Genomic DNA, 19,349 nt, shown 5'->3' on the forward strand with positions numbered 1-19,349 from the left:
ATTATCCAGCGCCGGGCACTCGTCGGCACCACCCGAACGGTCAGGTCGACTGTCCCAATTTGGGACGCCACCGCTCGACGGGACAGCACCAACAATGTGTGGCACGTGACCGCACTCACACACCGAAAGGCACTGACATGGCAGATCGAACACTCGACGCACTCGTCATCGGAGCCGGCGTCGCCGGGCTCTACCAGCTGCATCAGCTACGCGAACAGGGACTCGACGTCCGTGCGTACGACACCGCCTCCGGTGTCGGCGGAACCTGGTACTGGAACCGTTACCCCGGCGCGAAGTTCGATTCCGAGGCCTACATCTACCAGTATCTTTTCGACGAAGAGCTCTACAAGGGATGGAGTTGGAGCCAACGATTCCCCGGGCAGCCGGAGATCGAGCAGTGGCTCAACTACGTCGCCGACGCCCTGGATCTGCGTCGCGACATCCAGTTCGACACCACCATCGAACGGGCCGTGTTCGATGAGAGCAGCAACCGTTGGACCGTCACCACGCGCGACGGCGAAACCATCGACACCCAGTTCCTGATCACCTGCTGCGGCATGCTGTCCGCGCCGATGAACGAACTCTTCCCCGGGCAGGCCGACTTCACGGGCGACATCTTCCACACCGCGCGGTGGCCGCGTGAGGGTGTGGAACTCGCAGGCAAACGAGTCGGCGTGATCGGCACTGGCGCCACCGGTATCCAGGTCATCCAGACGATCGCCGACGAGGTCGGCGACCTCACCGTCTTCATCCGCACCCCGCAGTACGCGTTGCCGATGAAGAACCCGAGCTACGGGCCCGACGAGGTCGAGCACTACAAGTCGCGGTTCGCCGAATTCCAGCAGACGCTGCCGAACACCTTCACCGGCTTCGAATACGACTTCACGGTCGAGTGGGCCGATCTCACCCCGGAGGAACGGCTTGCGCGACTCGAGGAGATCTACGAGGACGGCTCGCTCAGGCTGTGGCTGGCGTCGTTCGCCGAGATCTTCTCCGACGAACAGGTCAGCGAGGAGGTGTCGGAGTTCGTGCGGGCCAAGATGCGGACGCGCCTGGGCGACCCGGAGTTGTGCGACCTGCTCATCCCGAGTGACTACGGATTCGGAACGCACCGGGTACCGCTGGAGACCGACTATCTCGAGGTCTATCTCCGCGACAACGTCACCGCGGTGTCGGTCAAGGACAACCCGATCGCGCGCATCGTCCCCGAGGGTCTCCTCCTGGAGGACGGCACCCTGCACCACCTCGACGTCATCATCATGGCCACCGGATTCGACGCCGGCACCGGAGCCCTGACCCGCATCGACATCCGGGGCCGCGGTGGACGGTCCCTGAAGGAGGACTGGTTCAGCGACATCCGCAGCACGATGGGCCTGATGGTGCATGGGTATCCGAACATGCTGACCACCGCGGTGCCGCTCGCGCCGTCGGCCGCGCTGTGCAACATGACCACGTGTCTGCAGCAGCAGACCGAGTGGATCAACGAGGCCATCCGCCACGTGCTCGCCAACGGCAAGTCCGTCATCGAGCCCACCGAAGAGGGGGAGGCGGCGTGGGTGGCGCATCACGACGAACTCGCCGATGCCAACCTCATCTCCAAGACGAACTCGTGGTACGTCGGCTCCAACGTTCCGGGTAAACCGCGGCGCGTGCTGTCGTACGTTGGAGGCGTGGGCGCCTATCGGGCCGCGACACTGGAGGCCGCCGCGGCCGGCTACAAGGGTTTCGCGCTCTCATGATCACCCCGAGCCTCCACACAGTCACCGGAAGGACTGTTCAATGACCAGCACAACTCCTGCCATCGATGTCAGCGGGTTCACGTCATCGGCCGATCAGATTCTCGCTGCGGCGACCGAGGGCCCTGCGCGGGTGCCCGGCGTCGTCGCGATGGTCACCGATCGCGGCGGCAACATTTACGAGGGCGCCGCCGGGGTGCGTCGTACCGACGGTGACACCCCGATGGCCGTCGACGACGTATTCGCCCTCTTCTCCACCACCAAGGCGTTCACCGCAACCGCCGCATTGCAACTCGTCGAATCCGGGCAACTCGACCTCGACGCTCCGGCCCGCGACTATGCGCCGGATATCGGTGAGCTCCAGGTCCTCGACGGTTTCGACGACGCAGGCGAGCCGAAGCTGCGCGCACCGAAGAGTCAGGTCACCACACGTCAATTGCTCACGCACTCGGGCGGATTCGGCTACGACTTCTTCGACGACGATTACCATCGACTGGCTGAAGGGCATGGGCAGCCGAGCGTGATCACCGCGACGAAAGCGGCACTGACCACGCCGCTGCTGTTCGACCCGGGCGAGAAGTGGGAGTACGGGAGCAACATCGACTGGGTCGGACAGATCGTCGAACAGATTGCCGGGCAACGACTCGGTGAGGTGTTCGAGCAGCGGATCTTCACGCCGCTGGGCATCGCGAACATGAGCTTCGAGTTGCGACCGGACTTCCGGACGCGACCGGCCGGCATGCACCAGCGAGAACCCGACGGGACCTTGACCCCAACGGATTTCGAGTTGCCTTCGCCCCCGGATATCGACATGGGTGGACACGGTCTCTACGGCACGGTTGGCGACTACATGAAGTTCATCCGCATGTGGCTCAACGACGGTGCCGGTGAGCACGGGCGGGTGTTGGCCGCCGACACCGTCGAGATGGCGGTGCGCAATCACCTGGGCGACCTGCCCGTCACCGCGCTGCCCGGTGTCATCCCGACCCTGTCCAACGATGCGGAGTTCTTTCCGGGACAATCGAAGTCGTGGTCATTGGCGTTCATGATCAACAATGAGAAGGCGCCCACGGGTCGTCCGGCAGGTGGACAGGGCTGGGCCGGCCTGGCGAACCTCTTCTACTGGATCGACCGGGAGAACGGGTTCGGCGGTTTCTGGGCCACCCAGATCCTGCCGTTCGGTGATGCGACCTCGTTCACGAAGTACATGGAACTCGAGACCGCGTTCTACGACGCGCTCGGTTGAGCTGCGTAGCAAAGGAATAGATATGTCTCAACTCATGAAGACGTTCACCATGCTCGAGATCGGCAAGACGGCCATCGTCGAAAAGCCCATTCCGACACCAGGTCCCAATGAGGCGCTGGTCAAGACGACGGCCTCGCTGATCTGTACCTCCGACGTGCACACCGTGAAAGGGGCGCTGCCCGTGGAGAACGGGCGCACCCTGGGACACGAGTCGGTCGGGGTGATCGCCGCCCTCGGCTCGGAGGTCACCGGATTCACCGAAGGGCAGCGGGTGGCCGTCAACGCGGTCACGCCGTGCTACGAATGTTCCTACTGTCAACGGGGATTCACCAGTCAGTGCGGTGGACTGCTCGGTGGCTACAAGTACACCGCGCAGGTCGACGGCAACATGGCCGAGTACTTCCTGGTACCGGCCGCGCGCGCCAATCTCGCCCCCATCCCGGACGATCTGCCCGACGAGGTCGCGGTCTACGCGTGCGACATGCTGAGCACCGGGATCATGGGTGCCGAGCACGCGCAGATCACCGTCGGCGACACCGTGGTGGTGTTCGCCCAGGGGGCGGTCGGGCTGTGTGCCACGATCGGGGCGAAACTGCTTGGTGCAGGCCGGATCATCACCGTCGAATCGATTCCGGAACGCATCGAATTGTCCAAGCGTTTCGGTGCCGACGATGTCGTCGACTTCACCGACGGCGACCCGGTGGAGCAGATCATGGATCTCACCGGCGGGGTCGGTGCCGACGCGTCGATCGAGGCGCTGGGCTTTCCGCAGACGTTCGAGGCGGCGCTGGCCTGCCTGAAGGCCGGCGGCACCCTGTCCAACATCGGCTACCACGGCGAGAATCCGTCGCCGCTGCAGCTCGATCTGCCGGCCTTCGGATTGGGCATGGGGGACAAGACGATCCGCACCGGATTGTGCAGCGGCGGTAGTGACCGGATGCGTCGGCTGTTCACGCTCATGGCGACCGGCAAAGTGGATCCGACCGCGATGACCACCCATCGTGTGGGCTTCGACGACGTCGAGCAGGCCTTCACGATGATGGCCGAGAAACAGGACGGGATCATCAAGCCCCTGATCACCTACTGACCGGTCACGTACTGACCGCGCCCGATACGCTCAAGCCGACGAGGGAGAGCGGCGAGAGGACGGCGGCGAGTGTCGGACGAGACGATCGAGACGGCTGTCGACGATCCGGCGATTCGGCAGTGGCAACAGTTCCGGGCGGTGATCGACGGTCCGCTCCCCGAGATCGCCGCCCGCTTCTCCCGGTTCCTGACCCCGATGTGGCCGCACGATGCACTGGTCATCTTCACCCGCGAGTGCACCGGGCGGCCACGCAAGGTCGCCGGCGATCCGTCGATCGTCGACCGGGTGACGATCGACGAACTCGAGGCCATCAAGGAGCAGACCGACCGCGCGACGATGACCCGCACCGACGCCGTCGTCGGCGGTAGTCCGCGGCCGATCCGAGCAGTGCTCGACGAAACCGGGACCCTGCTCGTGGTGATGCCGCGGACCGCGGTGCGACCCACGCGGACCGCCGCGTTGTCGGCGGGAGTGTCGGAGGCAATGCTGCGGGCGTGGTTCGCGATCGTCGCGACGTCGATCAAACAGCAGGTGTCGCAGGCGAGCCCCGACTACCTCGCCGAGTCGCGGGCGGCGTCGAGCGAACGGGCCCGCACCATCACCCAACTGACCGATTCCCACGAGGACACCCTGACCGCGATCCTCGGGACACTGCGGGCCCGTGACCTCGACGATCGGACAGCCCGCACGGTCGCCGCTGACGCCGCCTCGTCGGCGCTGATCGCGCTGCGCGGGGTCGGTGACACCGATCGCCGGTTGGCGACGGAACCGCTGGCGGTGGCGTTCGGTCGGTTGCAGGGCGAACTCGAACCGGTGCTGCGGGACCTGGCGGCCGACGTCGAGTACGTCGCCCCGACCGGGGAGAATCTCTCGCTGCCCGGGGAGATCGCGCACGCCGCGCGGGCTGTGGTGCGGGCGGTCGCGGTGGCGTTCGGCACGCAACGGCAGCTCACCCGACTGCGGATCTCGTGGGAATGCCACGCCGACGACCTCGTCGTCGACATTCGGGATCAGGGCGACGGCGAACTCGACGGGGAAGGACTCGAGCGGCAGCTCTCCGGCCGGTTACGAGCGCTCGACGGGCGGCTCGACGTGGAATCGCTGCCCGGGTGGGGTAGCCGCGTGGTCGCGCGCATCCCTCTCGCGACGCCGACCGCCCGACCCGACGAGGACCTCATCTCCGGCCTCAACCCGCGGGAACTCGAAGTCCTCGGCCACCTCGCGCTGGGGCAGCGGAACAAGCAGATCGCCACCGAACTCGGGGTCAGCGAGAGCACCATCAAGTTCCACGTCACGGCCATCCTGCAGAAGCTCCGGGTGTCGAATCGGGGGGAGGCGGGGTTGCTGGCGGTGCGGGCGGGGATTGGCCCCACCGCTGGTTGAGCGCGACGTTTTCGACACGGCTCGCAGCGGCCCCACCGCTGGTTGAGCGCGACGAGCGAGCCTGCGAGCCCGACGCTGGTCGAAACCGGTCAAATCCGGACTCGACTTTGGTCTAGGTAGAACCATCCATTCGGATGGATGCATGTGTTGCGGCCGCCCACAAGACTGGGTCGAGTACGAGTCATCAGTAGTCGAGAGGTTTGAGCGCATATGTCGCAGACGGTCAAGGGAGTCATCTCGCGGAGCAAGGGCGCGGCCACCGAGGTGGTCGATGTGGTGGTGCCCGACCCCGGTCCCCGGGATGTGATCGTGAAGATCCAGGCGTGCGGCGTGTGCCACACCGACCTGGCCTACAAAGAAGGTGGCATCAACGACGAGTACCCGTTCCTGCTCGGCCACGAGGCGGCGGGCATCGTCGAGACCGTCGGTTCCGAGGTCAGTCACGTCGAGGTCGGCGACTTCGTCGTGCTGAACTGGCGCGCCGTGTGCGGTGAATGTCGCGCGTGTAAGCGCGGTCGCCCGTGGTACTGCTTCAACACCCACAACGCCAGCAAGTCGATGACGTTGACCGACGGCACCGAGCTGACCCCGGCGCTGGGTATCGGCGCGTTCATCGAGAAGACCCTCATCCACGAGGGCCAGTGCACCAAGGTCAACCCCGACACCGATCCGGCCGTCGCCGGGCTGCTCGGCTGCGGCGTCATGGCCGGCCTCGGTGCCGCCATGAACACCGGCAACGTCGGCCGCGGCGACTCGGTCGCGGTCATCGGCTGCGGCGGCGTCGGCGACGCGGCGATCGCCGGTGCCCGACTCGCCGGCGCGACCAAGATCATCGCGATCGACCGCGACGCGGCCAAGCTGGACTGGGCCAAGGATCTCGGCGCGACCCACACCGTCAACGGCTCCGAGGTCGACGACGTGGTGACCGCGGTGCAGGACCTGACCGACGGCAACGGCGTGGACGTCGTCGTCGACGCGGTTGGCCGCCCGGAAACCTACAAGCAGGCGTTCTACCTGCGTGATCTCGCCGGCACCGTGGTGCTCGTCGGAGTCCCGACGCCGGAGATGACCCTGGAGATGCCGCTCGTCGACTTCTTCTCCCGCGGCGGCTCGCTGAAGTCGTCGTGGTACGGCGACTGCCTGCCCGAGCGCGACTTCCCGATGCTCATCGATCTCTTCGAGCAGGGTCGTCTGCCGCTGGACAAGTTCGTCACCGAACGTGTCGGGCTCGACGACGTCGAGGCCTCGTTCGATGCGATGAAGGCCGGCAAGGTGCTGCGGTCGGTTGTGGAGCTGAAGTCATGAGCTTGGGTATCGAGAACGTCGTCACCTCGGGAACCTTCTCGCTCGACGGCGGCACGTGGGATGTGGACAACAACATCTGGATCGTCGGCAACGACGAGGAGGTCGTCATCATCGACGCGGCGCACTCCGCCAAGCCGATCCTCGACGCCGTCGGCGGTCGCACGGTGAAGGCGATCCTGTTGACCCACGGGCACAACGACCACATCACCGTCGCGCCGGAACTGTCGAAGGAAACGGGTGCGCCGATCCTGCTGCATCCGGGCGACGACATGCTCTGGAACGAGACACATCCCGATGTCGAGCACGAGAATCTCGAAGACGGACAACAGATTTCGGTGGCGGGTACGACGCTGAAGGTCATCAATACGCCGGGGCATTCGCCGGGGTCGTCGGTGGTCTACGCGCCCGAGGCCGGTGTGCTGTTCTCCGGTGACACCTTGTTCCAGGGTGGACCCGGGGCGACGGGTCGTTCGTTCTCGAGCTTCCCGACGATCATCGAGTCGATTCGGGACAAAATCTTCACCCTCGACCCGGAGACCAAGGTCTACACCGGTCACGGTGACGGCACCACGGTCGCGGCCGAGGCGCCGCACCTCGAGGAGTGGATCAAGCGCGGCAGTTGATCCACCGGAAGTGGCGCTCTGGTGGACGAAGTTAGGTAAGCCTGCTCTAATTAGGCAATGCTAACTTCGTTGGAGCGCTACTCCCCGTGGATGATCGGCATCTTCCGGATCGTCGTGGGTTTCCTGTTCCTGTGCCACGGCACGACCACGCTGCTCGCGTGGCCGACCGAGCCCTACGGCGGCGGCACCGCGTCCTTCGGGGCGTGGCCGTCGTGGTGGGCGGGAGCCATTGAACTCGTCGCCGGCGTGCTGATCGTGCTCGGACTCGGTACGCGGGTCGCCGCGCTCATCGGGTCCGGCACGATGGCCGTCGCCTACTTCTGGAAGCACCAGCCCGACGGGCTGTTCCCGATCCAGAACGAGGGTGACAGCGCGGCGCTGTTCTGCTGGTCGTTGCTGCTGCTCGTGTTCATCGGGTCCGGAAAGTTCGCGTTGGAGAATGTGTTTGCTGCGCGGCGGGTGGCAGAAGAGGACGTCGTGCTCCCTGAGGAGCGCGCAGATATTGCTTCCTGAGAAGCGAGCGGATCTCGCTTCCTGAGGAGCCCGCGACGGAGGAGCGAGCGTCTCGAAGGGGCTGGTGACGGGCCCTTCGTGGCTCGGCTATCGCCTCGCACCTCAGGGATCGGGTGGCTCGGCTATCGCCTCGCTCCTCAGGGATCGAGTGGGATCGGGTGGTTCGGCTCGGTAGCGAGGTAACGTCAGGTCGGTGACCGGCGTTACCTCGCTCGTACCTCCCGCGTTCCGCGGCTACCAACCCGCGTGGTTGCGTCGCGACCTGCTGGCCGGGGTGACCTTGGCGGCGGTCGCGATCCCGGAATGCATGGGCTACAGCTCAATTGCGCACGTTCCGATTGTGGCTGGACTGTACACGATCATCCTGCCGACCATCCTGTTCGCGCTCTTGGGCGCATCGCGGCTGATGGTCGTCGGCGCGGACTCGGCCACCGCAGCGTTGTTGGCTTCGGGTATCGCCGGGCTGGGAGTGGCCGGGCTGCAGCCGGATTCGCCGGAATGGCTGGCCTGGGCCGGTCTGATCGCCCTGGTGACCGGGGGTTTCCTGTTCGTCGCCCGGATGCTGCGCCTGGGCTTCCTCGGCGACTTCCTCTCCACCGCAGTACTCGTCGGCTTCCTCGCCGGTACCGGGATCAGCGTGTTGACCGGACAGATACCCGGGATGCTCGGCATCGAAGGATCCGACGGTCGTGTCTGGGAGCGATGGGCGAAGGTTCTCGGCGAACTCGACACGATCGATTGGGCCGCAGCAGCATTCGCCGGAACTGCGCTCGTCGCGTTGATCGGTGCGCGCCGATACGCACCCAGGCTGCCGATCGCCATCATCGTGGTGGTCGCCTCGATCGTGCTGGTGTCGGTGTTCGGCTGGTCCGACGACCTCCCCGTCGTCGGCGCCTTGCACGGCGGCCTCCCGCAGATCGGACTACCGGACGGGATGGTCTGGAGCGACATCGGAAAGGCCGCGACCGTCGCGCTCGGCTGCTCCATCGTCATCCTCGCGCAAAGCGCTGCCACCGCACGAAGTTTCGCCCAGCGACACGGCGACACCGCCGACGTCAACCGTGACATTGTCGGATTGTCCGCGGCCAACATCATCGCCGGGCTGAGTTCGACCTTCGTGGTCAACGGCAGCCCCACCAAGACCCAACTGCTCGACGAACAACGGGGACGCACCCAGGTGGCGAACCTCACGATGGCCGGCGTGACCCTCATCGTCGTCGTGTTCCTGGACCAGGCACTCGCCAATCTCCCGCACGCCGTCCTCTCCGCGATCGTTGCGCTGGTGGCGGTCAACCTCATCGACGTGCACGCGTTCCGTCGGATGTGGCAGATCCGCAAACCCGAGTTCGCCATCGCCGTCTTCAGTGCAGTGGTCGTGCTCGTCTTCGGTGTGCAGAACGGCATCCTCACCGCGATGGCCGTCTCACTGCTGGAAATCGTTCGGCGGCAATACAGTCCGGAGCGATTCGTGGTCGGCGTCGGCGATCACGGACGGCAGCGGCGATACCAGCCCGCCACGCCGGGACAGCAATCGCTTCCCGGTCTCATCGTCTTTCGCTACGATGCGGACCTGTTCTACGCCAACGCCAGTCGCTTCGCCGACGATGTGATGAACCTGGTCCGTGCGGCACCGGACCCGGTGCGCTGGCTCGTGCTGGACTGCACGATCATCAGCGACGTCGACTACTCGGCATCGACCATGCTGGCCGACCTCATCACGTTCGTGCACTCCCGCGACGCGCATTTCGTCCTGGCCGGAGTCGATCCGGAACTGCAGGGCACGCTCCTCTCCGAAGGGGTGCTCGCCGATCTCAACCCGGATCACGTCTTTCCCACCGTCGGCGCAGCGGTTCGCGCTTACGAGAACGCCTTTCCCGGATCGGTGCCGAAGTCATGAAACTGCAACGGATAGTGGAAGTCTCGGAGGCGGTCGCAGCCACCCGGTCACGCAAGCTGAAGACCGCCGAACTCGCCGCGCTGCTCACCGATTGCGCTGATAACGACATCCCGGTGGTGGTCGCCTGGCTGACCGGGGCAACCCGGCAGGGCCGCATCGGGGTGGGCTGGCGGTCGCTGGCGTCTCTGACTGTGGCGCCGGCACCCGAACCCACGCTGACCGTCGCCGCCGTCGACGAGCGCTTCGACCGCCTCGTCGCGGTCCACGGTGCTGGTTCCACGGCACTCCGCCGTGAGATACTCGACGAACTCTTCGGTGCGGCAACCGAATCGGAGCAGAGCTTCCTGCGTCGACTGCTGACCGGCGAACTCCGCCAAGGTGCGCTGATCGGGGTCATGGTCGACGCCGTCGCCGCCGCTTCCGGGCAACCACTCGCTCTGGTCCGCCGCGCGCACATGCTGACCGGATCGGTCCCCGAGACCGCTGCCCTCGCGGTCCGCGGCGGCGCGGAAAGCCTTGCTGCCGTCGGCCTTCAAGTGGGACGCGGAGTGTCGCCGATGCTCGCCACCCCGGCCGACTCGCTGGAGCAGGCCGTCACCGACCTCGGCCCGGATCTCGTGATCGACTACAAACTCGACGGTGCCCGGATTCAGGTGCATCGCAACGATGACGCCGTGGCGGTGTACACCAGGACGCTGCGGGACGTCACCTCCGCGGTACCCGACATCGTCGACCTCGTACGCGGATTACCCTGCCGGCAGGTAATTCTCGACGGCGAGACCCTCACCCTCGACGACGACGGACGCCCCCGCCCATTCCAGGACACGATGAGCCGATTCGGCTCCGCCGGCGACCTCGCCGATCCGGCGAACATCCTGCGCCCCTTCTTCTTCGACTGCCTCCACCTCGACGGGGTGGACCTGATCGACCGGCCGCTCGTCGAACGGCTCGACACACTCGACGCGCTCGCGCCGGAGCTGCGGATTCCGTCGGTCCGCAACCCCGACGTCGACAGCGCGCAGGAGTTCTTCGACGCCGCCCTCGCCGCCGGACACGAGGGCGTGATGGTGAAGTCCCTCGACGGACCGTACGCCGCCGGGCGACGCGGAAAGGCGTGGCAGAAGGTCAAACCCGTGCACACCTTCGACCTCGTCGTCCTCGGTGCGGAGTGGGGGTCCGGGCGGCGCACCGGATTTCTGTCGAATCTTCATCTCGGCGCCCGGGATCCGCAGGGCGGGCCGCCGATCATGGTCGGCAAGACCTTCAAGGGACTCACCGACGCGCTGTTGCAGTGGCAGACCGAGGAGTTCCCGCGACACGAGACGCGTCGCGACAGTTACACCGTGTACCTGCATCCGGAGATCGTCGTGGAGATCGAACTCGATGGTGTGCAACGCAGTTCGCGGTACCCGGGCGGGGTCGCACTGCGATTCGCCCGAGTGGTGCGTTATCGGCCGGACAAGACCGCGGCGGAGGCGGACACCATCGACACGTTGCGCGCGTTGCTGCCCACACCACTCAGCTGAGTGGGACCTCGGCGACGACCGGGCCGGTCGGCTGCGTCGAACCACCCGGCGGTTCGACGGTGAATGCCAAGGCATTTGCGCCGTGTAGCCCATCGATGACCGCAGTGGTCGACGGCGCGACGTCCTTGTCGGTCATCGTTCCGGCCGAGGTCATGCCCTCGGGGCCGGACAGCCACATCTGGTATACGGTCCCGGGTTTGGGCGGCGGGACGTCGTTCATCACCAGCACCCCGGCATCCTCGGACGGCGAATAGGTGACCGTCGCGTGCCCGGTGGCGACATCGGCGGAGGCCGAGCGCACATCGTTGGCGGCGAACACCTGCTCGGCCGTCGCCTGTTGCGGCGTATTGGAATCCGACGACGCGCCGATCGCCCAGCCCACCGCCCCGATGGCGATCGCGGCGACCGCGGCGGCGGCGAGATAGGCGAGACGTCGGCGTCCGCGGTGCAGCGGGGTGACGGTCGCGGTGGTGTCGGTGTCGGTTGTGTTGATCTCCGCGGTGTCGGCGGGTGGTGAAGCTGTTGTCTCGGTTGTCGATTCCGCCTGTGCGGCAGCCAGGACCCGTTCGCGCAGCGTAGCGGGCGGTGCGGTCGCCGTGACCCCGCTGACCTGTGCCATCGCCTCGCGCGTCGCCTGTACCTGCTGCTCGAACCGTGCGCGCACCTCGTCGGGTGCGGCGTCGACGGCCCGTGTCACGCTGTCGAGTTCGGTGCCGTGGACCGCGTCGAGACCGACGGCCGGTGCGAGGTCGAGGAGTTCGTCGTCTTCAGGCATGACGATCTCCCAAGCACTGCCGCAGCCGACGCATCCCGTCGCGGATTCGGGACTTCACGGTCGGCAGCGCGACGGTCAGCCGTTCGGCCACCTCGCGGTAGGACAACCCGTGGTAGTAGGCGAGGTCCACCGACTCGCGTTGGGCGTCGGTGAGGGTCTCGAGGCAGCCGCGCACCTCGCGGGCCGATTCGCGGGCGGTGACGGTTTCGGTCACCTCGTCGAACGTCGAGGGTTGTGCACTGCGGCCGTATGCGATATCGCGCCGGGACGCCGCCGATTCGGATCGGACGCGGTCGACGGCGCGGCGGTGGGCGAGGGTGATCAGCCAGGAGAGCGCCGACCCCGACTGTGGATCGAAGTTGTTCGCCGACCGCCAGACCTGCAGGAAGACCTCCTGGGTGACCTCTTCGCTGTAGCCCGGGTCGCGTAGGACGCGGACGACCATGCCGTAGACCCGATCACATGTCGCGTCGTAGAAGCGGGCGAAGGCCTCGGAGTCGCCGTCGGCGATCTGGCCGAGCAAGACCGGCAGCGCACCCACATCGGACGTGGGGTCGGCCGTCATCGCGGTCTCTCCGTGCTCATCGACGGTCAGCCTATCCCGCGGCCGACTGCTGCTCAACCAGTCGGTCGTTCCGGGCGGGGCGGACATCAGGACAGCCATCGTCAGGTGCGCGCGGACGTGCGACGCGGCGGCCGCGGGAGGAAGTAGGACGTTCGCTGCTGGTACTCCGGATACCCGGGGCGTTTGCTCATCGACCGTTCGAGTAGTCGGGCGCCGGTGGCGTAGACGAGGAAGTAGGTCATCACCGCCGGGGACAGGATGGTGAGCACGCCGGGCCAGGCACTCGCCGCGATGAGCCACACGCCCCACCACACACTGGAATCGCCGAAGTAGTTGGGGTGACGCGTCCACGCCCACAAACCGCGATCCATGATCTCGCCCTTGTTGGCGGGGTCGGCCTTGAACCGTCGCAGTTGGGCGTCGCCGACGGCTTCGAACGTGAACCCGAGAACCCACAGTCCGACACCGACAATCAGGACGACGACACCGACACCGTGGGTGGGGCCGACCACCGCCGACACCTGGATCGGCAGGGATACGAACCACTGCGCAGCCCCCTGCGTGACGAAGACCTTCCGGACGACCACACCGAGACCACCGCCGCGCTTCTCGAGCATCTCCTCGTAACGCGGGTCTTCACCCTTGCCTGCGGTCTTGCGCCACACATGCCAGCTGAGTCGGAGCCCCCAGATGGCGACCAGGACCGCCACGAGCCAGCGGCGGAAGCCGTCGCCGGGGCCGAGGACCAGCGCGACGACCGCGATGCCGACGAACCCGAGGCCCCAGATGACGTCGACCACGTTGTAGCGCCCGATCCGTTGGCCCACCAGGAGTGTGACCCCCTGCAGGACAACGAGGAACAGCAGTGACGCCACGGTGATGATGCCGAACGCGGCCCACGCGTTCATTCCGGTGATCATTGGAGCTGGCCAGGTGTCGAGTCACGGGTGAACAGGAGTTGGTGGACGTCGAGATATCGGGAGCGGAAACCGGCCTCGGAGTAACCGAGGTAGAACTCCCACATCCGGATGAAGGTGGGGTCGAAGCCCAACGCGATCACGCTGTCGCGGCGGCTGAGGAAGCGTTCACGCCAGAGGCGCAGGGTCTCCGCATAGTGCGGTCCCATGGCGAACGTCGACTCCAGACGCAGTGAGGTCTCGCGGCGGGTGACCGACTCGAGTGCGTCGAGGGAGGTGAGTTGTCCGCCCGGGAAGATGTACTTGTGCACCCACGTGTAGGTGCTGCGGGACGCGGTCATGCGCTTGTGCGGCATGGTGATCGCCTGGATCGCGACCCGGCCACCCGGCGCGAGAACATTGTCGATGGTGGCGAAGTAGGTGGGCCAGTACTTTTCGCCGACCGCCTCGATCATCTCCACTGACAACACCGCGTCGTACTCGCCCTCGACCTGTCGGTAGTCGAGCAGATCGATGGTGACGCGGTCGGCGAACCCGGCCTCGGCGACGCGTTCTCGCGCGAGATCTCGTTGTTCGACCGACAGGGTGACCGACCGGACCGTCGCGCCGCGGGCGGCGGCCCGCAAACACAGTTCACCCCAGCCGGTTCCGATCTCGAGTACGCGGGTGCCCGGACCGACGTCCGCGAGTTCGAGGAGCCGATCGATCTTGCGTCGCTGTGCATCGGCCAGGTCGGACCAGGGTGGTCGCGTGCCCGGTTCGAGTCCGTCGAACAGTGCGCTCGAGTAGGTCATCGTCTCGTCGAGGAAGGTGGCGAACAGATGGTTGGACAGGTCGTAGTGGCGTGCGATGTTCGACCGGGTGTTGGCTGTCGTGTTCTCCTCGGCGGGTGGATGTTTGGGTAGTACCGCGGAACGAAGGAATTGCAGTGGTCGAGGTACGAGTTGGGCCATGCGGGCGGCGTACGGGGTGAGGACGCCCACCAGGTCGTCAGTGGTCCAGTCGCCGGCCATGTATGCCTCGCCGAATCCGATGAGTCCGTGGGCGCCGACGCGTCGGGCGAAGGAGTCGGGCCTGCGGATGATCACGCGGGGCTGTATTCCGCTCCTGCGGCGTCCGGCGAGTACGCCGTCCGGGTACTCGACGCGGACGTCCACCAGGCGGGAAGCTTTGCGGAACAGGAATGCTGCGGCGGCACTGCGGATTCTGGACGACGGGGTGTGTGGTACGTGGGCGATGTCGGGCCAGCGGGCTGCCTCGTCGGGTGGCAGGTCGCCCGGTCGATCCCGAAGCGGCGCGTTCATGGTGTCTCCTGGTCGATGGGGGTGCGTCGGGCGTCGTCGATGGTGGTGGTGACCCGGTGCTGGGGTCGATCAACGATCGGAAGTCTACTGTGCCACAGCCGAATACCTTGCCAGCGGATGCGCGCGGACACCACCAGCGGTGCCAGGGGCGTGCGGAGCTGGGTGGCGATCACGGCGCGGGTCGACGCCGGACGGGTCTGCCCGGTGAGGGTCGCCACAAACGGTTGATGGCCATTGCGCTGCAGGGTGATCGACACCTGCACACGCCCGTCGGGGGTCGGCGGCGGCACGTGGAGGTGATAGTCCCCGGACACGTCGTTGAATGGTGAGACGTAGAACTCCTTGGGCACCTGCGCATTTCCCTGATCATCGGGTTCGACGACGTAGACGTGCCGCTCGCCGTAGGTGTTGTGGACCTCCGCGATCACCGGTCCGACGGTGCCGTCGGCCCGGTGACACCAGAACACGGACAGCGGATTGAACACGTACCCGGCGACGCGCGGGGAGGTCAGTGCGACGATCCGCGTGTCGGCGGGGAGATCGATGCCCGCGCCGGCGAGGTGTGCGGTGAGGCGCGCGCGAAGTGTCTGGCCGGAGTGTGGGGGCTCCGGGAAGTGGTCGGCAGGGCGGAACTCGGCGAAGGGGCGCAGCAGTTTTCGGGGCTGCGGCAGGTGATCGACGTCGACGAGCCACGAGGTGCTGCGATAGTCGAAGCCGTGCTGGATCGGGGTTTGGCGTTGATGGCGGATGCGGGTGTCGACGATCGAGGGCAGAACCGGGTGTGGGGTGTTGCTGTCGGCGAGATTGTGGTTGCTGTGGGGGAGATTGTGGTTGCTGTGGGCGGGAAAGTGGTTGCTGTGGGCGGGAAAGTGGTTGCTGTGGGCGGGAAAGTGGGTGCTGTGGGTGAGGTGGGCGGCCGCGGCCACGCCGGAGCGGGCACCGTCCTCGTGGAAGCCCCAGCCGTGATAGGCGCCGGCGAAGACGATGTCGTCGGTGTTCGCATCGGGCAGGAGTGCCTGGGCAGCAACCGATTCGGTGGTGTACACGGGATGCTCGTAGGTCATCTCGTCGATGACGGTGGTGTCGTCGACGAGGTCGGTGCGACCCATCGTGACGAGCATGCGGGGGCCGGTGGTCGGCAGACGCATGAGCCGGGTCAGGTCGTAGGTGACGGCGACATCCGATCCGTCCGCGCGGATCTGGTAGTTCCACGACGCCCACGCGCGACGGGCGCGCGGCATGAGTGCGGTGTCGGTGTGCAGCACAGCATGTTTCGGGCAGTAAGGGATGGCCGACAGTATGCGTTGCTGGGTCGGTGTCGGTTCGGCGAGCATCGCCAGGGCCTGATGCGGATGGGTGGCGATCACCACGGCGTCGAAGTGCTGGGGCCCGGCGTCCCCGGCGGTCACGTCGACTCCACCGGCCGGCACCGGACGTACCGAATGTACCCGTGTACCGCGGTGAATGGAGCCACCGGCCGACTCGACACCGGCGGCGATCTTGTCCACATACACCCGGGAGCCGCCGACCACCGTGCGCCACGTCGGCGACCCGAACACCGAGAGCATGCCGTGGTGTTCGAGGAAGGTGAACAGGTAGCGCGCCGGATATTCGCCGGCCAGCTCGGCCGGGCACGACCACACCGCGGCCACCAGCGGCACCAGAAAGTTGTCCACGAAGTACGGCGAGAACCTCTCGCGCGCCACGAATTCGGAGAGCGGCTCGTCGGAGTCGGGGACATCCAGCAGACGTCGGGCGGCCCGGTGGAAGCGCACCACCTCCCCGAGCATCGCAAGGTAGCGACCGCGGGTCAGGGTGCGGGTCGTCGGGAACAGGCCGCCGATGCCGAGGGCGCCGGCGTATTCGAGGCCGCTGATCTCCGAGCGCACCGACATCGACATGTCGGTGTCCTGTGTCGCGATGCCGAGGTCGTCGAACAGGCGTAGCAATGTCGGATAGGTGCGCTCGTTGTGCACGATGAAGCCGGTGTCGACGGCGAGGGTGCTGCCGTCGGGTTGCGGGACGTCATGGGTGTGGGCGTGCCCACCAAGGCGGCTGTCGGCCTCGAACAGGCTCACCCGGTGGGTCTTCGCGAGGCAGTGGGCAGCAGTGAGTCCGGCGACACCACTGCCGATCACGGCCACTGATCGCGACGTAGAGCAATCCATGCCCGGTGTTCGGATCCGGTGCCGATTCGGATGGGTCAGTAGGTCTGCGGCGCCGCGTAGCCGGCGGTGATCGGGGCGTCGGTCGACACGATCTGCGCGCCGAGCGGCAGCAGGGAGATCGGCACCATCTTGAAGCTCGCGATGCCGAGCGGAATCCCGATGATGGTGATGCACATCGCGATCCCCGCGGCGATGTGACCGATCGCCAGCCACCACCCCGCAAGGACGATCCAGATGACGTTGCCGATCATCGACATCGCGCCCGCGTTCGGCTTGCGGACGACGGTGCGGCCGAACGGCCACAGGGCGTAACTCGCCATCCGGAACGATGCGATGCCGAATGGGATGGTGATGATCAGGATGCAGCAGACGATGCCGGCGAGTACGTACCCGATCGCCAGCCACAACCCGCACAGCAACAGCCAGATCACGTTCAGGATTGCTTTCATGTGTCCATTGTCGCCGTGCGGGGGACACGGCGCCACCAAATGCGGGACGCCGATCCTCGCTACTCTGACGGCATGGCGGGGCAAGCCGGGCGGGGACGGGACGTGGTGCTGGCGTTGCTGACCACACTTGTGTTGGTGGTGCGGATCATCGCGACGATCGCGCTGGTGCTCCTGGTGATCGGGTGGGTCGTGGTCGCGGTGCGGTCATCGCTGAACAACGACTTCCTGTGGCCGTCGGTGATCACCGGCGTCGTGCTGCTGGTCAGTACCTATATCTACAGCTTTCTGCGGGCTCGGCATCCGCGACGGAACGGGTGGATTCCGTGACCGCTCAGGCAGAGCGGCCCAGGGTCGCGAGGAGGCGGGTCTGGCGGTCGGCATCGGCGGGGACGTCGAGCGCCTCCTTGCACACTCCGTCGGCGTAGAGAGCCGGCCCGAAGCCCGCGGCGGCCGTCTCCAGCGTGTCGAGTTCGTCGTCGGTGAAGGTGACGGACTGGCCGGCGGCGGCCGCGACATCCCAGCGGTGCGCGATTATGTCGAAACCGTAGAAGCGCAGCAGGGTTTCGCCGACGGTCGTCGGGCCGAAGTGTCCGTCGAAGGACTTGTCGCCGATCGCCGGGTCGGCCAGCGCGGTCGCGACGAGGCCGCTGTGGGAGCGCCACGCGGCGGGCGGGTCGGCCAGATCGGGTTGGTCACCGAGGTCGACTTCATGGCGGGAAAGGAAGTCGCGCTGGGTCTCGATGACGTGGCCGACCACGTCGCGGGCGGTCCAGCCGTCGCACGGTGACGGTGCGCTCCAGCGGTCGGCGGGGACGTCGTCGAGGATGGCGACGAAGCCGTCGGCGAGGCGTCGGTAGTCGTCGGCGAGGGCGGAGTCGGGCGTGATGTCAGATGAAGTGGTCATGATGGAACCGTACGAGCCGCAACCCCAGTGAGGATTGATGAAACCCGACAGATCCCGCGACCAGGTCGGCACCCGGATGGACGATGTCGAGCGGGCGCACCTGGTCGACCCGGCGGACACGTCGTTCCGCATCGGCCGGTGGACACCCGCGCCCGATCTGTCCGACCTCATCCGCCGGTTCTGGGTGCCGGTGTGGTCGGTGCCCGAGGGGGCGTCGGCGCCGCAGCGTGTGCTGCAGTACCCGGTGTGCCTGGTCGTCGTCACCGCCGACTACGCCCGCTTCTACGGGGTGGTGACCGGACTGTCGGAGACGGTGCTCACCGGTCGGGGCTGGGCGATCGGCACCATGTTCGCTCCCGCCGCCGGGTCGCTGATCACCGGCGGACCCGTCGCGGAGTGGACCGATCGCTTCGCCGACATCGGCGAGGTCGCCGGGGACGCCGGCGCCGACCTGACCACCGCGATCCGCGCGACGATGGCCACCGACCCGACCGACGAAACGGTGCAGCGCGCGGCCACCGACCTCGTCGAGGACTGGATGCGTCATCACCTGCCGGTCGACGACGACGGCCTCCTGATCAACGCCGTCGTCGACTACGTGGAAACCGACTCCACGGTCACCCAGGTCGCCCAGATCTGCGACCGGTTCCACCTCACCGAACGCACCCTGCAACGACTCACCCACCGACGACTCGGACTGCACCCGAAGTGGCTGATCCAGCGTCGTCGCCTCCAGGAATCGGCGGAGAGGCTCCGCGAACCCGACACCACGCTCGCGCTGATCGCCGCCGAACTCGGCTACGCCGACGAGGCGCATCTGGTGCGGGATTTCCGCACCGTCACCGGAATGACCCCGGGCCAATTCGCGTCGCGATTCGACGGGTGACCGCGGGTCAGAACCGGACCCATGTTGCCGAGGTCACACCGGTCACGGCACAATCGAGGCAGATG

18 protein-coding genes and 1 pseudogene are annotated in these 19,349 nt (G+C 66.7%); 11 read left to right on the top strand and 8 right to left on the bottom strand.

The genetic code is table 11. From position 1 onward, the window contains the following. Positions 1–137: 137 nt before the first annotated feature. From AAFP30_RS06320 to AAFP30_RS06360, 9 genes are all read left to right on the top strand, one after another. Positions 138–1,739 carry a flavin-containing monooxygenase gene (locus AAFP30_RS06320; RefSeq protein WP_419229020.1) on the top strand — a complete coding sequence of 534 codons (1,602 nt, stop codon included), beginning with the start codon at positions 138–140 and terminating at the stop codon, positions 1,737–1,739. 40 nt (positions 1,740–1,779) lie between these two features. Beyond that, positions 1,780–2,982 (top strand): serine hydrolase domain-containing protein, encoded by a 1,203-nt coding sequence (locus AAFP30_RS06325; RefSeq protein ID WP_419229021.1) that lies wholly within the window; start codon positions 1,780–1,782, stop codon positions 2,980–2,982. Positions 2,983–3,004: 22 nt separating this feature from the next. Further along, the gene (locus AAFP30_RS06330; RefSeq protein ID WP_419229022.1) at positions 3,005–4,069 is read left to right on the top strand and encodes an NAD(P)-dependent alcohol dehydrogenase; all 1,065 of its coding nucleotides are present in this window, start codon (positions 3,005–3,007) and stop codon (positions 4,067–4,069) included. A gap of 69 nt (positions 4,070–4,138) precedes the next feature. Beyond that, on the top strand, positions 4,139–5,452 hold the full coding sequence (locus AAFP30_RS06335; RefSeq protein ID WP_419229023.1) for a LuxR C-terminal-related transcriptional regulator: 1,314 nt from the start codon (positions 4,139–4,141) through the stop codon (positions 5,450–5,452). Between the two features lie 210 nt (positions 5,453–5,662). Beyond that, complete coding sequence (locus tag AAFP30_RS06340; protein ID WP_419229024.1) at positions 5,663–6,757, top strand: S-(hydroxymethyl)mycothiol dehydrogenase; 1,095 nt, start codon at positions 5,663–5,665, stop codon at positions 6,755–6,757. After that, a complete protein-coding gene (locus AAFP30_RS06345) occupies positions 6,754–7,380 on the top strand; it encodes an MBL fold metallo-hydrolase (protein WP_419229025.1) in 627 nt (208 codons plus the stop codon). The genes AAFP30_RS06340 and AAFP30_RS06345 overlap by 4 nt, the downstream gene beginning before the upstream one ends. 57 nt (positions 7,381–7,437) lie before the next feature. Continuing rightward, on the top strand, positions 7,438–7,893 hold the full coding sequence (locus AAFP30_RS06350) for a DoxX family protein (protein ID WP_419229026.1): 456 nt from the start codon (positions 7,438–7,440) through the stop codon (positions 7,891–7,893). A gap of 193 nt (positions 7,894–8,086) precedes the next feature. Beyond that, complete coding sequence (locus AAFP30_RS06355) at positions 8,087–9,790, top strand: SulP family inorganic anion transporter (RefSeq protein WP_419229027.1); 1,704 nt, start codon at positions 8,087–8,089, stop codon at positions 9,788–9,790. Further along, positions 9,787–11,316 (top strand): ATP-dependent DNA ligase, encoded by a 1,530-nt coding sequence (locus tag AAFP30_RS06360; protein WP_419229028.1) that lies wholly within the window; start codon positions 9,787–9,789, stop codon positions 11,314–11,316. Before AAFP30_RS06355 ends, AAFP30_RS06360 begins: the two co-directional genes overlap by 4 nt. Here AAFP30_RS06360 and AAFP30_RS06365 read toward each other — a convergent pair. The 7 genes and pseudogenes from AAFP30_RS06365 to AAFP30_RS06395 form a co-directional block, all read right to left on the bottom strand. After that, positions 11,309–12,091 (bottom strand): anti-sigma factor, encoded by a 783-nt coding sequence (locus tag AAFP30_RS06365; RefSeq protein WP_419229029.1) that lies wholly within the window; start codon positions 12,089–12,091, stop codon positions 11,309–11,311. The two genes, AAFP30_RS06360 and AAFP30_RS06365, sit on opposite strands and share 8 nt — an antisense overlap. Beyond that, positions 12,084–12,656 (bottom strand): ECF RNA polymerase sigma factor SigK, encoded by a 573-nt coding sequence (gene sigK / locus AAFP30_RS06370; protein WP_419229030.1) that lies wholly within the window; start codon positions 12,654–12,656, stop codon positions 12,084–12,086. The genes AAFP30_RS06365 and sigK overlap by 8 nt, the downstream gene beginning before the upstream one ends. Before the next feature lie 101 nt (positions 12,657–12,757). Next, positions 12,758–13,564 (bottom strand): DUF1295 domain-containing protein, encoded by an 807-nt coding sequence (locus AAFP30_RS06375; RefSeq protein WP_419229031.1) that lies wholly within the window; start codon positions 13,562–13,564, stop codon positions 12,758–12,760. Positions 13,565–13,572: 8 nt separating this feature from the next. Next, positions 13,573–14,877 (bottom strand): class I SAM-dependent methyltransferase, encoded by a 1,305-nt coding sequence (locus AAFP30_RS06380; protein WP_419229032.1) that lies wholly within the window; start codon positions 14,875–14,877, stop codon positions 13,573–13,575. Then, complete coding sequence (locus AAFP30_RS06385; RefSeq protein ID WP_419229213.1) at positions 14,874–15,650, bottom strand: DUF1365 domain-containing protein; 777 nt, start codon at positions 15,648–15,650, stop codon at positions 14,874–14,876. The genes AAFP30_RS06380 and AAFP30_RS06385 overlap by 4 nt, the downstream gene beginning before the upstream one ends. A gap of 132 nt (positions 15,651–15,782) precedes the next feature. Beyond that, positions 15,783–17,045, bottom strand: a pseudogene (locus AAFP30_RS06390) (NAD(P)/FAD-dependent oxidoreductase); the annotation flags it as partial. Between the two features lie 35 nt (positions 17,046–17,080). Then, the gene (locus AAFP30_RS06395) at positions 17,081–17,494 is read right to left on the bottom strand and encodes a YccF domain-containing protein (RefSeq protein WP_419229033.1); all 414 of its coding nucleotides are present in this window, start codon (positions 17,492–17,494) and stop codon (positions 17,081–17,083) included. Positions 17,495–17,566: 72 nt separating this feature from the next. Between AAFP30_RS06395 and AAFP30_RS06400 the strand changes: the two genes are divergently transcribed. Beyond that, entirely contained in the window at positions 17,567–17,821 is a 255-nt protein-coding gene (locus AAFP30_RS06400) for a hypothetical protein (protein WP_419229034.1), read from the top strand. Positions 17,822–17,825: 4 nt separating this feature from the next. Here AAFP30_RS06400 and AAFP30_RS06405 read toward each other — a convergent pair whose 3' ends face one another. Then, complete coding sequence (locus AAFP30_RS06405) at positions 17,826–18,398, bottom strand: TIGR03086 family metal-binding protein (RefSeq protein WP_419229035.1); 573 nt, start codon at positions 18,396–18,398, stop codon at positions 17,826–17,828. Positions 18,399–18,435: 37 nt separating this feature from the next. Here AAFP30_RS06405 and AAFP30_RS06410 point away from each other — a divergent pair, with 37 nt between their 5' ends. Next, positions 18,436–19,284 carry a helix-turn-helix domain-containing protein gene (locus AAFP30_RS06410; protein ID WP_419229036.1) on the top strand — a complete coding sequence of 283 codons (849 nt, stop codon included), beginning with the start codon at positions 18,436–18,438 and terminating at the stop codon, positions 19,282–19,284. Positions 19,285–19,349: the final 65 nt, after the last annotated feature.

This window comes from Gordonia sp. CPCC 205515, from assembly GCF_048537925.1.
Taxonomy (GTDB): domain Bacteria; phylum Actinomycetota; class Actinomycetes; order Mycobacteriales; family Mycobacteriaceae; genus Gordonia.

What these genes read in the sequence shown, in the direction of transcription:
- AAFP30_RS06320 (WP_419229020.1), top strand. Translation starts at nt 138, where the DNA reads ATGGCAGATCGAACACTCGACGCACTCGTCATCGGAGCCGGCGTCGCC.
- AAFP30_RS06325 (WP_419229021.1), top strand. Translation starts at nt 1,780, where the DNA reads ATGACCAGCACAACTCCTGCCATCGATGTCAGCGGGTTCACGTCATCG.
- AAFP30_RS06330 (WP_419229022.1), top strand. Translation starts at nt 3,005, where the DNA reads ATGTCTCAACTCATGAAGACGTTCACCATGCTCGAGATCGGCAAGACG.
- AAFP30_RS06340 (WP_419229024.1), top strand. Translation starts at nt 5,663, where the DNA reads ATGTCGCAGACGGTCAAGGGAGTCATCTCGCGGAGCAAGGGCGCGGCC.
- AAFP30_RS06345 (WP_419229025.1), top strand. Translation starts at nt 6,754, where the DNA reads ATGAGCTTGGGTATCGAGAACGTCGTCACCTCGGGAACCTTCTCGCTC.
- AAFP30_RS06350 (WP_419229026.1), top strand. Translation starts at nt 7,438, where the DNA reads ATGCTAACTTCGTTGGAGCGCTACTCCCCGTGGATGATCGGCATCTTC.
- AAFP30_RS06360 (WP_419229028.1), top strand. Translation starts at nt 9,787, where the DNA reads ATGAAACTGCAACGGATAGTGGAAGTCTCGGAGGCGGTCGCAGCCACC.
- AAFP30_RS06365 (WP_419229029.1), bottom strand. Translation starts at nt 12,091, where the DNA reads ATGCCTGAAGACGACGAACTCCTCGACCTCGCACCGGCCGTCGGTCTC.
- sigK (WP_419229030.1), bottom strand. Translation starts at nt 12,656, where the DNA reads ATGACGGCCGACCCCACGTCCGATGTGGGTGCGCTGCCGGTCTTGCTC.
- AAFP30_RS06375 (WP_419229031.1), bottom strand. Translation starts at nt 13,564, where the DNA reads ATGAACGCGTGGGCCGCGTTCGGCATCATCACCGTGGCGTCACTGCTG.
- AAFP30_RS06380 (WP_419229032.1), bottom strand. Translation starts at nt 14,877, where the DNA reads ATGAACGCGCCGCTTCGGGATCGACCGGGCGACCTGCCACCCGACGAG.
- AAFP30_RS06395 (WP_419229033.1), bottom strand. Translation starts at nt 17,494, where the DNA reads ATGAAAGCAATCCTGAACGTGATCTGGCTGTTGCTGTGCGGGTTGTGG.
- AAFP30_RS06400 (WP_419229034.1), top strand. Translation starts at nt 17,567, where the DNA reads ATGGCGGGGCAAGCCGGGCGGGGACGGGACGTGGTGCTGGCGTTGCTG.
- AAFP30_RS06405 (WP_419229035.1), bottom strand. Translation starts at nt 18,398, where the DNA reads ATGACCACTTCATCTGACATCACGCCCGACTCCGCCCTCGCCGACGAC.
- AAFP30_RS06410 (WP_419229036.1), top strand. Translation starts at nt 18,436, where the DNA reads ATGAAACCCGACAGATCCCGCGACCAGGTCGGCACCCGGATGGACGAT.